We start from the raw sequence: 13,608 nt of genomic DNA, 5'->3' as shown, positions 1-13,608 counted from the left end.
CAGGATTGGGCATTGCGGCCCTATCTTGGCTCTGCGCTACCGTTAAAGCCGGGTGACATTGGCGTGAAATCTGCCTAGTGTCCCTTGGGTTGTAGTCGCCACGGGGGATTTCAGATGCTTATTCTTCTCGCGATCATAGTGCTGGCCGCGCTCTATGTCGTGTTCGCCTATAACGGGCTCGTCCGCGCACGTCAGGTGGCTGAGGAGGCCTGGTCAGGCATCGACGTGCAGTTGAAGCGCCGCGCCGACCTCATTCCCAATCTGGTCGAGACGGTCAAAGGCTATGCCGGGCATGAGCGCCAAACCTTGGAAGAGGTTGTTGAACTGCGGAACAAGGCGCAGGCGGTGCCAGCAGGGGATGTCGCGGCACGTGGTCAAGTGGAGGGCTTGTTGTCGCAGGCGCTTGGCCGGGTGATCGCGCTCGCCGAAGCCTATCCCGACCTCAAGGCCAATACCAACTTCCTGGAACTGCAGCGCTCACTCGAGGGCGTGGAAGGCGAGATCCAGATGTCCCGCCGCTATTACAATGGCGCTGCGCGCGATCTGAACGTCAAGGTCGAGACCTTCCCAAACAATCTCATCGCCGGCCCCTTCGGATTTACCAAGAAGGCCTATTTCGAGATCACCAACGAAGCCGACCGCGCCGTTCCTACGGTAAAGTTCTGAGATTCCCGCTATCGGTTTTTCATGCGAGGCGGTAAAGGATGCCGACCGCCGGCCATCGGCCGGCTTCCTGACTGACCAAAGAGAATGATGATGGGTAGAGCCAAACTCACGATTATCCCGCCGGGCAAGCCTTTGACCGGACGCGCCATGCCGCCCGGATCGAAGTCGATTACCAATCGCGCACTGCTGCTGGCTGGCCTTGCCAAGGGCACGAGCCGGCTGACCGGCGCGCTAAAGAGCGACGATACCCGCTATATGGCCGAAGCGTTGCGCGCCATGGACGTTGTCATCGACGAGCCCGACGACACGACCTTCATCGTGACCGGTAGCGGCAAGCTGAAGGCGCCTGCTGCCCCTCTCTTTCTCGGCAATGCCGGCACCGCGACGCGCTTCCTGACGGCCGCTGCTGCGCTGGTCGAGGGCAAGGTCGTCGTCGACGGCGACGCTCACATGCGCAAGCGGCCGATCGGCCCGCTCGTCGACGCGCTGCGCTCGCTCGGCATCGATGCCTCCACGGAAACCGGCTGCCCGCCTGTCACCATCAACGGCACCGGCCGCTTCGAAGCAAGCCGTGTGCAGATCGATGGCGGCCTGTCCAGCCAGTATGTCTCTGCGCTTCTGATGATGGCCGCCGGCGGCGACCGGCCCGTCGACGTCGAGCTGCTGGGCGAGGATATCGGCGCTCTCGGCTATATCGATCTGACTGTGGCCGCCATGCGCGCCTTCGGCGCCAGGGTCGAACGCGTCAGCCCGGTCGCCTGGCGGGTGGAGCCGACCGGTTATCACGCGGCGGACTTCCTCATCGAGCCGGACGCCTCGGCCGCGACCTATCTCTGGGCGGCGGAAGTGCTGACCGGCGGCAAGATCGATCTCGGCACGCCGGCAAGCGAATTTTCGCAGCCGGATGCGCGCGCCTATGAGGTGATTTCGCAATTCCCGCACCTGCCCGCCGTCATCGACGGATCGCAGATGCAGGACGCCATTCCGACGCTTGCTGTTCTCGCCGCCTTCAACGAGACGCCGGTGCGCTTCGTCGGCATCGCCAATCTCCGCGTCAAGGAATGCGACCGCGTCCGGGCGCTGTCGAGCGGCCTGTCGCGCATCGTGCCCGGCCTCGGCACGGAAGAGGGGGATGATCTGATCGTCGCCTCCGATCCGAGCCTTGCCGGCAAGCTGCTGCCGGCGGAGATCGACAGTTTCGCCGATCATCGCATTGCCATGAGCTTCGCGCTTGCCGGCCTGAAGATCGGCGGCATCACCATTCTCGACCCCGATTGCGTCGCCAAGACTTTCCCCTCCTATTGGAACGTGCTGGCTTCGCTGGGGGTCACCTACGAAGACTGACGCTCCGCCATCTCAAGGGAGGCTGAGCGCGGAATAATCATGACGCAAAGCGGCGCCGGCAGCAGCGGCGCCGCGGCCATCCTTTGGGGGAGTGATGACACGGCTTTGCGGATTCTTTCTGGCTCTGTGCCTGCTGCTCTGTGCGACGGCGGTAACGGCAGCCGAGCTCATCACCAATTTCGATCAGGCAATCGCGCTGCATCGCGACGGCTCCATGCGGGTCGTCGAAACGATCTCCGTAAATGCAGAGGGGCGTGATATCCGCCGCGGCATCTTCCGGGATTTCCCGCTGACGATGACAGATGCCAACGGCCGCGAAATCGAGGTGGATTTCAAGGTCGTCGCCGTCGAGCGTGACGGCGAGCCGGAGGATTGGCGTAGCGAGCGTATCAGCGGCGGCGAACGCATCTATATCGGCAAGGCCGATCGTATCCTGAACCCAGGCCCGCATATATTTCGCCTGACGTATGACACCAACAGGCAGATGCGCTATTTCGGCGATCACGACGAACTTTATTGGAACGTGACGGGCAATGGCTGGTTGTTCCCGATCATCAACGCGAAGGCAATCGTCACCTTGCCCGATGGCGTGCAGCCGCAGCAGCTTGCCTTCTTTACGGGGCCGCTCGGCGCTACGGGCAAGAACGCAAGTGCGAGCCAACAGGGCAATATTGTTACCTTCGCGACAACCAGGCCGCTCGCCACCGCCGAGGGCCTGACGATCGCCATCAAGCTGGCCAAAGGAGCGATCGCGCCGCCGAGCGACAGCCAGCAATGGGGCTGGTTCCTTCGGGATCATCTCGATACGATCATCGCCCTCGGCGGGTTGATCCTGCTGTTTGCCTATTACATGCGAAGCTGGATCGCAGTCGGGCGAGATCCGCCTGCAGGTGTCATGGTCCCGCGCTGGGATCCGCCTGACGGCATTTCGCCAGCGCTCGTGAACTATATCGATAACAGGGGCTTCGCCAGTTCCGGCTGGACGGCATTCTCTGCGACGGCAATCGACCTTGCCGTGCGCGGCTATGTCATTCTCGATGATCTGAAGGAAAAGGTCGTTGTCCGCCCGACCGGCAAGGCCGGCGGCGATCTCAGCGGCGGCGACAAGGTGCTGATGCAGGCCGTCGGACCATTTTCTCCACTCGTCATAGACAAGGAAAACGGCGAGGCGGTGCAGGGTTTGGGTGCGAAGTTTCGCAGCGCGATCGAGCGCGATCATCGCGGCGAGTATTACAAGGCCAACTCGCTCTATGTCGTGGTCGGTGTTGCTCTCTCGGTTTTGATCCTGGCATCCATCATCATCTTCGGGCGGTTGCATGAAAATGCGGTGCCGCTGATCGTCATGCCCGGTGTCCTGTCGATTTTCGTGACCATCTTTACCAATATCATCGGTCGACGATTTCGGCGTCGCAACGCCAGTCTCGGCCAGCGAATTCTTTCCGTTCTGATCTGCGCCTTCTTCGGCTTCGTGTTGGTATCCGTCGCGGTCAACGGCTTTGCCGCTGCGGTCATGCCACTGTGGGAAGCGGGCCTGCTGCCGCTAGTGGCGGGCATCGTCGGCATTTTTGCGCTCAACGTCGTCTTCTATTTCCTGATGGGCGCGCCGACACCGCTTGGACGCAAGATGATGGATGGCATCGCCGGCCTCCGGCAATATCTGACGCTCGCCGAACGAGACCGGATGAACATGCAGGGCGCGCCGCAGATGTCGCCGCAGCACTTCGAAAAACTGCTGCCCTATGCGGTCGCGCTCGGTGTCGAAAAGCCCTGGTCGAGCGCTTTCGAGACCTGGCTTGCGACCGCCGCAGGTGCAGCCGCGGCAGCCTACGCACCGGTCTGGTATTCCGGCGATTTCCGCCCTGGTAATATCGGCGGCACGATCGGCGACTTTTCCTCTTCCATGGCGTCGACCATAGCCTCGACGATTCCTGCACCGGCATCGAATTCATCCTCCGCTTTCGGCGGTGGAGGCGGCGATGGTGGATCTTCCGGTGGTGGAGGAGGCGGTGGAGGCGGAGGAGGGTGGTAAATTCGCCGTTTGCCTTGGTGACTTTTGCCGCCGGGCTTGCTAAGTCCGCCCGGATCATTTCTGCCTCAACGTAAAGACAGCTCCCATGCCCGATCTCCTTCTCGAACTCCGCTCCGAGGAAATTCCCGCCCGTATGCAGCGCAAGGCTGCCGGCGACCTGAAGAAGCTGGTGACCGATGCGCTGGTCGAGGCTGGTCTGTCCTATGAGGGCGCCAGGGAATATTGGACGCCGCGGCGCCTCACGCTCGACATTCGCGGGCTGACGGCGCGCTCCGCCGACGTGCGCGAGGAGCGCAAGGGTCCGCGCACCGATGCCAATGAAAAGGCGATCGAAGGCTTCCTGCGCGGCGCCGGCCTGTCCTCCATTGCCGAGGCACAGGTGCAAAGCGACCCGAAGAAGGGCGATTTCTACGTTGCGGTGATTTCCAAGCCCGGCCGCGCCGCGGAAGAGATTGTCGCTTCCGTGATGCCCGATATCATCCGCAACTTCCCTTGGCCGAAATCGATGCGCTGGGGTAAGGCATCAGTAAAGCCCGGCTCGCTGCGCTGGGTGCGCCCGCTGCAATCGATCGTCTGCGTCTACGGCACCGAGCATGAGGAAACCGTCGTCATCCCCTTCGAGATCGACGGCATCGTCGCCTCGAATGTGACCTATGGCCATCGCTTCCATGCGCCAGGCCCGATCACGGTCAAGCGCTTCGATGATTATGTCGCGAGCCTGGAAAAGGCTTATGTCGTTCTCGATGCCGAGCGCCGCAAGGACATCATCCTGCACGATGCCCGCGACATCGCCTTTGCCAACGGCCTGGAACTGGTCGAGGATGAAGGCCTGCTGGAGGAAGTTTCCGGCCTCGTCGAATGGCCGCAGGTGCTGATGGGCTCCTTCGAGGAGGATTATCTCTCGATCCCGTCGGAAATCATCCGCCTGACCATCAAGACCAATCAGAAGTGTTTCGTCACGCGGCCACCGGCCGGCGAGACGCTGTCCAACCGCTTCATTCTCGTCGCCAATATCCAGGCGACGGATGGCGGCAAGGAAATCATCCACGGCAACGGCAAGGTCGTGCGCGCTCGTCTGTCCGACGCGCTGCACTTTTGGAAGCGCGACCAGGGCGATCTGCCCGATCTCGAGATGCTGGAAGCCTCCGCCAAAAAGTTCGGCCTCGATCTAAAGAAGCCGCTCGATCAGCGCATGGCCAAGCTCGATGCCCTGAACGTCACCTTCCATGCCAAGCTTGGCAGCCAGGGCGAGCGCGTCGCCCGCATCCGCGCGCTGGCCGCTGACCTCGCCAAGATCACCGGCGCCGATGCCGCTCTGGTCGACCGCGCCGTCGTGCTCGCCAAGGCCGATCTGCGCACCGAAGCCGTCGGCGAATTCCCCGAGCTGCAAGGCGTCATGGGCCGCAAATACGCATCGCTACAGGGCGAGAGCGCTTCTGTGGCAACGGCTATCGAAGACCACTACAAGCCGCAAGGTCCGTCCGACCGTGTCCCCGAGGACAAGGTTGCGATCACGGTTGCGCTTGCCGACAAGCTGGATACGCTCGTCGGCTTCTGGGCGATCGATGAAAAGCCCACGGGCTCGAAGGACCCTTATGCACTGCGCCGCGCAGCCCTCGGTGTCGTCCGTATCCTATTGGAGCGCGGCGTGCGCCTGCCGCTGCTGGCGACCACCAGGGATGCCGATCTGCTTGCCTTCTTCCATGACCGCCTGAAGGTTTATCTGCGCGATCTCGGTGCTCGCCATGATCTCATCGACGCCGTGCTGACGCCGGAGGCCGACGATCTGCTGATGATCGCCCGCCGCGTCGAGGCGCTGACCGCTTTCATCACCTCCGAGGATGGCAAGAACCTGCTCGCCGGCACCAAGCGCGCCACGCAGCTTCTCGCCGCTGAGGAGAAGAAGGGCACCGTCGTTGCCGATGGCGTTTCGGAAGCCTTGCTGAAGCTCGATGCCGAAAAGGATCTCTTTGCTGCCGTGAAGGCCGCCTCCTCCGAGGCTTCCGCTGCGATCGCCAAGGAAGATTTTCGCTCGGCCATGGCAGCTCTTTCCAAGCTGCGCGCGCCCGTAGACCGCTTCTTCGAGGACGTACTCGTGAACGATGAAGACGCCGCCATTCGCGCTAACAGGCTGGCGCTGCTGCGCCTGATTCGCGAAGCAACCGGCACCGTCGCCGACTTCTCGAAGATCGCGGGATAAGACATGGGGGCGCGATGACCGGAAAGATCCTCGTCAGCGCCTGCCTCATGGGCCATGCCGTCCGCTATGACGGCCGCTCCAAGCCTCTTGTCCATCCGGCGATCGATCGCTGGCGGGAGGAGGGGCGGTTGGTGACCATCTGCCCGGAAATGTCCGCCGGCATGGCCGTTCCAAGACCTCCCGCCGAAATCGCAGGCGGTGCCACGGGCGAGGATGTGCTTGCCGGCACCGCACGGGTAATGGAAATCACCGGCGGCGATGTCACGGCGAAATTCCGTCAGGCGGCGGAAAATGCGCTGGCGCTCGCAACGGAAACCGGCTGTCGCTACGCTCTGCTGATCGACGGCAGCCCGTCCTGCGGCTCGGGCTTCATCTATGACGGTACATTTTCCGGCGGCAAGCAGAACGGCCGCGGCGTCACGGCGGCGCTGCTCAAGCAGGCCGGCATCGAGGTCTATTCCGATCGCGAGATCGACAGGTTGGTCGAGCGGTTGAAGGTCGCAGACTAACGCAGCAAAAGCTTTTCTCAAAAGAAAACCGCCGGATGCGAGACCGGCGGTTTCTCATTTTATGACCTGGCCCACTTAGGCGGCGCGACGATGATCCATGGCCGAGCGACCTTCGTTGACGCGGAAGCCACGGATGAGCGCGAGGAGATCTTCCGTGTCGGCGGCGAGCGTCTCGGCCGATGCGGTGGTTTCCTCAGCCATGGCGGCGTTCTGCTGCGTGGCGGCATCGAGCTGGTTCATCGAGGACGAGATCGAGCGCAGCGTCGTATCCTGCTCGGAGGCGCTGTGGGCGATCTTCGAGACGATCTCATTGGCTGCCTTGATCTGACCGGAGATGCGTTTCAGCGCTTCGCCTGCCTCACCGACAAGGCGAACGCCCTGGTCGACCTGACCGGAAGAGCGGGCGATCTGGTCCTTGATCTCCTTCGCGGCTGCGGCGGAGCGCTGGGCGAGTTCACGCACTTCCTGGGCGACGACCGCAAAGCCCTTGCCGGATTCGCCGGCACGAGCCGCTTCCACACCGGCGTTGAGCGCCAACAGGTTGGTCTGGAAGGCGATCTCGTCGATGACGCCGATGATCTTTCCGATTTCGGCCGAAGACTTCTCGATGCCGCTCATCGCTTCGATCGCCTGAGCAACCACGGCATCGCTGCGCGATGCTTCGGCGCTGACGGCATGGACGCGCTTGCTGGCCTCATCGGCGCCTTCCGCGGTCTGACGGACGGCGACAGTGAGTTCGTCGAGCGCTGCCGAGGTTTCTTCCAGGCTTGCGGCCTGTCGCTCGGTGCGCTGCGACAGCTCGTTGGAGGCGCGACGGATTTCTTCCTTGCTGAGGCCGATGTCGTTGCCCTTGGCGTTGACGCGACCCATGGCGGCTTCGAGGTGCGACAGTGCCTCATTGAAGTTGTTGCGAAGGCCGGCATAGCTGGCGCCGAGATCGCCGCAGCGCACCGTCAGATCGCCGCGAGCAAGCTCTTCGAGCGACTTGCCGATGACCGCAACGACGCGGGCCTGTTCGCGGGCCTCGTCCTGCTGCTGGCGCAGGTTCTGTTCGCGTTCGTTGCTGATTTCCAGCTCCTGTGCCGCCTGACGGTCGGCAAGCGCATGACGTTCGCGAACCTTTTCCTGCAGCGCCTGGGTCGCCTTCGCCATCAGGCCGATTTCATTGCGCATCTCGGTATGCGGGATGGCGGTCTTCACGTCTTCGTCCGCGACGGCCTTAAGGGCTGCATGGACGTCGGTCAGCGGCTTCGTGATGCCGCGGATGAAGTAGAAGGCGGCGCCGATACCGATCAGGAAGACGATGCCGCAGATCATGAGAGCACGCCACATCGTGGCATTGATCTGTGCCTCGAGGTCATCCATGTAGACACCGCAGCCGAGCACGATCTGCCAGGGAGCGAAAGCTGCCGAATAGCTGCCCTTCAGGAAGAACTCGCTGTCGGAGTGACCCGGCTTGTTCCAGTAATAGATGGTGCGGCCGCCGCCCTTGATGCCCTTCTCGACCATTTCCTTGCTGAAATGGGTGCCATTCTTGTCGACTTGGCCGGACATGTCCTTGCCGATATTGACGGGGCTCGGATGAATGCGCTGGATCACATTGTAATCGAAACCGAAGAGATAGCCTGCCGGCGCGAAGGTCACATGCGACAGAACCTTGAAGGCTTCGGCCTGGGCCGCCTCATGGGTCATCTCGCCGGATTTTTCGCGCTGATAATACTGGTTCAAAACCGAGATGCCGGATTCGACCTGCGTGCGCAGCATGTCGAAGCGGTCGTCGTAAATGGAATCGGCCTGGGACCGGATCTGGAAATAAGTGGCCACCGCGAAGGCGGCCATCAGGACGCCAAGCAGGGCAAACAATTGATGCGATATCTTGAGATTCTTCATGGTGCCTCCCACAGGGGTGAATACCGGTGCGGTTTCCTACCGCCTGTGCGATCGCCTGAGAGAATCCCAATACGCTTGCCGCCGCTTAAATGACATGCTGCTGTCCGGTGACAGTAAAATCGCTGTTTATGTCTAAAAAAGCTTTAATTGCTGGGTTTGGTTGTATTTAATTTCGAATTAAACCGCAGATATGCGCAATCATTGTAAGTAATACGTAATTATATTTGAAGATCACACAAGTGAAACTTAGGTTTTGTGAAGGATTATTTAATTCTGCCGAATATGAAAATGATATATTTCGAAGTATGAATATAGTCGGCATTTCGCACACGCCCAAACGCGGGAACGCCTTGTGAAGATTATTGGCGAAGCTGGAAGCCGGAGATATCGAGCGGCGCAGGTTCGCGAGCTGCGGAGGAATTGGACAAGGCCGCCGTCTGAGCGGTCATGTCGATGCCGTCGACGGGCTCACCGGCCGCAGCAAGCGCTTCTGGCGTCGGTTTGCTGACGAAGTTAACAGGCGAGCCGCCCATCCACGCTTCGGTGCGGACGACCCTTTTCTGACCATCGATATCACGCACGACCACGGATTGGGTGCCAGGCTCCAGCGCCGGCACGGTATATTCCTTTTCCGTGACCGGCGGCTTCAGCGGAGGGCATTCGGCACAGCTCTTGTCGATAATGCTGCCTTTGCCGCCGATCATCGTGCCGTTGATCGGCTGAATCGACGAAGCCATGGCGGAGCCGCCGGCTAGTACGCACGCCAAGGTCAGAAAAAAGGAACGCATAACCAAGAACTCCGCCTTGAGCAATTCCAGGAAAAGTGCGCAGCGGTTTTCCGTCCGGAATTGCGTAAAAACAAAGGGATAGAGCATTTTCGCGTTTCGAAGAAAAGCGCAATGGCTCTATAGTGACGAAGACATTAGTGTCGCTTTATTTCCATCCCGTCAGGAGATTAGGTAAAAATTTAATGGACTTGCAATTGCAGAGCCGCAGGGATGTTTACTTTTCGCGCTCCACTGCACGCCAGCCGATATCATTGCGATAGAAGCCGTTATCCCATTTCACCTTGCTGGCCAGGGCATAGGCGCGTTCCTTTGCTTCGCCCACTGTCTTGCCCGTTGCGGTAATATTCAGCACCCGACCACCGGTTGCAACCAGCGCCCCGTCCTTCAGGGCTGTGCCGGCATGGAACACCTTCTCGTTTTCACCATCCGCGGGCAGCGCTGTGATCGGCGTGTTCTTGGCATAGGAACCGGGATAGCCCTTCGAGGCCATGACGACGGTCAGCGCCGGGTCGTCGCTCCATTCGGCCGTCATCTGATCCAGGGTGCCGTTGGCGCAGGCATAAAGCAGCGGCAGCAGATCGCTCTTCAGCCGTATCATCAGCACCTGGCATTCGGGATCGCCGAAGCGGACATTGTATTCGATCAGTTCTGGCCCCTTGGCGGTGATCATCAGCCCGGCGAAGAAGACGCCGCTGAAGGGATGGCCGCTTTCCGCCATGCCGCGCATCGTCGGCTCGATGATTTCCTTCATGGTGCGCTCGACCATGTCTGGCGTCATCACGGGAGCAGGGGAGTACGCGCCCATGCCGCCAGTGTTCGGGCCGGTATCGCCATCGCCGACGCGCTTGTGGTCTTGGGCGGTCGCAAGCGCCAGCGCATGCTTGCCGTCGCAAAGGCAGAAGAAGCTTGCCTCCTCGCCGTCGAGATAGGCCTCGATCACCACTTCCGCCCCGGCCTCGCCGAAAGCGCCCTCGAAGCAATCGTCGATCGCAGCAAGCGCCTCGTCGATGGTCATGGCGACAGTGACGCCCTTGCCCGCCGCAAGACCGTCCGCCTTCACCACGATCGGCGCCCCTTGCGCGCGGACATAGGCTTTCGCCTTCGGTGCATTGTTGAAGCGCTGATAGGCCCCTGTGGGAATATCGTAGCGGGCGCAGATATCCTTCGTGAAACCCTTGGACCCTTCGAGCTGGGCTGCCGCCGCGGAAGGGCCGAAGACGGCTATGCCGGCGGCGCGCAGCGCATCGGCAATGCCGGCGACCAGAGGCGCTTCCGGGCCGACCACGACGAAGTCGATGGCCTTGTCCTTGCAGAAGGCGACAACGGCGTCATGATTGTCGATGTCGAGCGCCGCAAGCGTCGCGTGCTCGGCAATGCCGGGATTGCCGGGTGCGGCGTAGAATTCCGTCATCAGGGGCGATTGCGCCAGTTTCCAGGCCAGTGCGTGCTCGCGTCCGCCCGATCCGATCAACAGAACTCTCATGGCTTGCCCTTTCGTTGCGTCCTTTTGCGCGGTTAAGCGGGGTTGAGCCAAAGGTCAAGCGGCAAATCCTGTGGAGGCAGGGCCGGCAACATTGCCATGCCTTTTTATCCCGCTAAAGCGGAAACGGCTTTCGCCCTCCACGCCATCTCCGCGCCGGGATTAGCGTGTTGCGTGGCGAAAACCGCTTCTTATGTCCGCGGGATCATGCTTATGGTCCCATCACGCTCGTTCAGTTCAGAGAGACACATGGCCGCTGATATCCGTTCCCTTGCCGCAACCATCGCCGCCGAGATCAATGCCCGCCCGGATCAAGCCAAGGCCGCCATCGAACTCCTGGACGAAGGCGCGACCGTGCCCTTCATCGCGCGCTACCGCAAGGAAGTAACCGGTGGCCTCGACGATACCCAGCTTCGCACGCTCTCGGAACGTCTCGTCTATCTGCGTGAACTCGAGGCTCGCCGTGCGGCCATCATTGAATCCATCACCAGCCAGGGCAAGATGACCGACGAGTTGATGGCCAAGATCGGCACCGTCGCCACCAAGTCCGAGCTGGAAGACCTCTATCTGCCCTACAAGCCGAAGCGCCGCACGCGCGCCGAGATTGCCAGGGAGCGCGGCCTCGGCCCCTTGGCCGACACGATCCTCGGTGATCGCTCCAAGGATCCCACGGTGCTGGCCGAGGGCTTTATCACGGCCGATGTGCCTGACGTGAAGACGGCGCTGGAAGGCGCGCGCGATATCATCGCCGAAGGCATTGCTGAAAATGCCGATCTGCTCGGTAAGCTGCGCAATTATATGAAGACCCATGCCACGCTGAAGGCCGCTGTCGTCGACGGCAAGCAGGAGGCAGGCGCCAAGTTCTCCGACTATTTCGCCCATCAGGAGCGTTGGGCGACAGCGCCCGGTCATCGGGCGCTCGCCATGCTGCGCGGCTGGAACGAAGAGGTGCTGACGCTGACCATTGAGGTTGATACGGATGCCGTCTCGCCCAACAAGCCGGTCGAGCGCATGATAACTGCGGCCTATGATATCGGCGCCAGCCTGCCCGGCGACCGCTGGCTGACGGAAGTCGCAAGCTGGACCTGGCGCGTCAAACTTTCGATGTCGCTGTCGCTCGACCTGATGCGCGAACTGCGCGAACGTGCCGAAGAAGAAGCGATCCACGTCTTCGCCCGCAATTTGAAGGATCTGCTACTGGCAGCGCCGGCGGGTTCCCGCGCCACCATGGGCCTCGATCCCGGCATCCGCACCGGCGTCAAGGTCGCCGTGGTGGACGGTACGGGCAAGCTGCTAGAGACGACGACGGTCTATCCCTTTCCGCCGAAGAACGACGTGCGCGGCACACAGGCCGCACTTGCCTCGCTCATCCGCAAGCACAAGGTCGAACTGATCGCGATCGGCAACGGCACCGGCAGCCGCGAAACCGAAAAGCTGGTGGCCGACATGCTGGCCGAACTGCCGGCGCCGAAGCCGACCAAGGTCATCGTCTCCGAAGCCGGCGCATCGGTTTACTCTGCCTCGGAAACGGCTGCGCTTGAATTCCCCGGTCTCGACGTCTCGCTGCGCGGCGCCGTCTCCATCGCCCGCCGCCTGCAGGATCCGCTGGCCGAGTTGGTGAAGATCGAACCGAAGTCGATCGGCGTCGGCCAGTACCAGCACGATGTCGACCAGCAGAAGCTGTCGCGTTCGCTGGATGCCGTGGTCGAAGATGCGGTGAATGCCGTTGGTGTCGACCTGAACACGGCCTCGGCGCCGCTGCTTTCCCGTGTCTCCGGCCTCGGGCCATCGATCGCCGACGCCATCGTTAAGCATCGCGATGTCGAAGGCGCATTCGAGACACGGCGTGATCTCCTGAAGGTCGCCCGTCTCGGCCAGCGCACCTTTGAGCAATGCGCCGGCTTCCTGCGCATCCCGAATGGTAAGGAGCCGCTCGACGCTTCCTCGGTGCACCCGGAGGCCTATGGTGTGGCCAAGAAGATCGTCGCTGCCTGCGGCCGTGATCTCCGCACGCTGATGGGCGATACGGCAACGCTGAAGGCTATCGACCCCCGGCAATTCATCGACGACAAATTCGGCCTGCCGACCGTGCGTGACATCATCGCCGAGCTGGAAAAGCCGGGCCGAGACCCGCGTCCGAGCTTCAAGACCGCAACCTTTGCGGAGGGCGTCAACGAGATCAGCGACCTCAAGCCGGGAATGCTGCTGGAAGGAACCGTGACCAATGTCGCTGCCTTTGGCGCCTTCGTCGACATAGGCGTCCACCAGGACGGTTTGGTGCATGTCTCGCAGCTGGCGGACCGTTTCATCAAGGACCCGCATGAGGTCGTGAAGGCCGGCGACGTCGTCAAGGTCAGGGTCGTGGAAGTCGACGCAAAGCGTAAGCGAATCGGCCTCTCCATGCGCAAAAATGGCAGCACTGTGGCGGCCCCGTCCGGGCGGGATACACGCGAACAGGGTGGTGCGCGCAACGCTGGCGTTAAGGGAAATACCCGTCCCAAGGCCGAGCAGCAGGGTAGTTTTGGCGCCGCCTTGGCCGATGCACTCAAACGAAAATAAGGACTTAGCGGAACTTCGTGCAAGAATGTCACACTCTGGCAGCGTTGTTGCCAGAGTGCCAATGACTGTGGAAAGGTGCGCTTGCCACAACGCTGTGAGGCGTTAAAGTTGCCTTAATGTCATGTCATAACATTCGAGGCGTC

Annotated in this window: 9 protein-coding genes; 6 read left to right on the top strand and 3 right to left on the bottom strand. The window is 61.5% G+C overall.

Annotated elements, in window-relative coordinates; translation table 11 throughout:
• Positions 1-114: 114 nt before the first annotated feature.
• From JJQ51_RS05855 to JJQ51_RS05835, 5 genes are all read left to right on the top strand, one after another.
• Entirely contained in the window at positions 115-666 is a 552-nt protein-coding gene (locus JJQ51_RS05855) for a LemA family protein (protein WP_113353865.1), read from the top strand.
• Positions 667-753: 87 nt separating this feature from the next.
• The gene (locus JJQ51_RS05850) at positions 754-2,010 is read left to right on the top strand and encodes a 3-phosphoshikimate 1-carboxyvinyltransferase (protein WP_173004581.1); all 1,257 of its coding nucleotides are present in this window, start codon (positions 754-756) and stop codon (positions 2,008-2,010) included.
• Between the two features lie 91 nt (positions 2,011-2,101).
• Positions 2,102-4,039: a DUF2207 domain-containing protein gene (locus tag JJQ51_RS05845; RefSeq protein WP_371864859.1), complete on the top strand. Its 1,938-nt coding sequence runs from the start codon at positions 2,102-2,104 to the stop codon at positions 4,037-4,039.
• A gap of 85 nt (positions 4,040-4,124) precedes the next feature.
• On the top strand, positions 4,125-6,239 hold the full coding sequence (glyS, locus tag JJQ51_RS05840) for a glycine--tRNA ligase subunit beta (protein ID WP_113330465.1): 2,115 nt from the start codon (positions 4,125-4,127) through the stop codon (positions 6,237-6,239).
• A gap of 14 nt (positions 6,240-6,253) precedes the next feature.
• Positions 6,254-6,748, top strand: a complete 495-nt coding sequence (locus JJQ51_RS05835) for a DUF523 domain-containing protein (protein WP_113330466.1) — start codon at positions 6,254-6,256, stop codon at positions 6,746-6,748.
• A 75-nt stretch (positions 6,749-6,823) separates the two neighbouring features.
• Here the strand turns inward: JJQ51_RS05835 and JJQ51_RS05830 are convergent, their stop codons facing one another.
• From JJQ51_RS05830 to purD, 3 genes are all read right to left on the bottom strand, one after another.
• Entirely contained in the window at positions 6,824-8,638 is a 1,815-nt protein-coding gene (locus JJQ51_RS05830; protein WP_113353868.1) for a methyl-accepting chemotaxis protein, read from the bottom strand.
• Positions 8,639-8,997: 359 nt separating this feature from the next.
• Complete coding sequence (locus JJQ51_RS05825) at positions 8,998-9,426, bottom strand: plant virulence effector HPE1-like domain-containing protein (protein ID WP_113354076.1); 429 nt, start codon at positions 9,424-9,426, stop codon at positions 8,998-9,000.
• Positions 9,427-9,640: 214 nt separating this feature from the next.
• On the bottom strand, positions 9,641-10,909 hold the full coding sequence (gene purD / locus JJQ51_RS05820; protein ID WP_269244417.1) for a phosphoribosylamine--glycine ligase: 1,269 nt from the start codon (positions 10,907-10,909) through the stop codon (positions 9,641-9,643).
• A 246-nt stretch (positions 10,910-11,155) separates the two neighbouring features.
• On the opposite strand from purD, the gene JJQ51_RS05815 reads away from it, so the two are divergent.
• Positions 11,156-13,465, top strand: a complete 2,310-nt coding sequence (locus tag JJQ51_RS05815; protein WP_269244416.1) for a Tex family protein — start codon at positions 11,156-11,158, stop codon at positions 13,463-13,465.
• The last annotated feature ends 143 nt before the right edge of the window (positions 13,466-13,608 follow it).

It is taken from the genome of Rhizobium sp. AG207R (genome assembly GCF_027109195.1).
Lineage (GTDB): Bacteria > Pseudomonadota > Alphaproteobacteria > Rhizobiales > Rhizobiaceae > Rhizobium > Rhizobium dioscoreae.
The sequence above is the reverse complement of the archived record's forward strand: the minus strand, read 5'-3'. Positions and strand labels throughout refer to the sequence as shown.

Bases quoted from the DNA above. Each gene is read 5' to 3' on its own strand.
- JJQ51_RS05855 (WP_113353865.1), top strand. From the start codon at position 115: ATGCTTATTCTTCTCGCGATCATAGTGCTGGCCGCGCTCTATGTCGTG.
- JJQ51_RS05850 (WP_173004581.1), top strand. From the start codon at position 754: ATGATGGGTAGAGCCAAACTCACGATTATCCCGCCGGGCAAGCCTTTG.
- glyS (WP_113330465.1), top strand. From the start codon at position 4,125: ATGCCCGATCTCCTTCTCGAACTCCGCTCCGAGGAAATTCCCGCCCGT.
- JJQ51_RS05835 (WP_113330466.1), top strand. From the start codon at position 6,254: ATGACCGGAAAGATCCTCGTCAGCGCCTGCCTCATGGGCCATGCCGTC.
- JJQ51_RS05830 (WP_113353868.1), bottom strand. From the start codon at position 8,638: ATGAAGAATCTCAAGATATCGCATCAATTGTTTGCCCTGCTTGGCGTC.
- JJQ51_RS05825 (WP_113354076.1), bottom strand. From the start codon at position 9,426: ATGCGTTCCTTTTTTCTGACCTTGGCGTGCGTACTAGCCGGCGGCTCC.
- purD (WP_269244417.1), bottom strand. From the start codon at position 10,909: ATGAGAGTTCTGTTGATCGGATCGGGCGGACGCGAGCACGCACTGGCC.
- JJQ51_RS05815 (WP_269244416.1), top strand. From the start codon at position 11,156: ATGGCCGCTGATATCCGTTCCCTTGCCGCAACCATCGCCGCCGAGATC.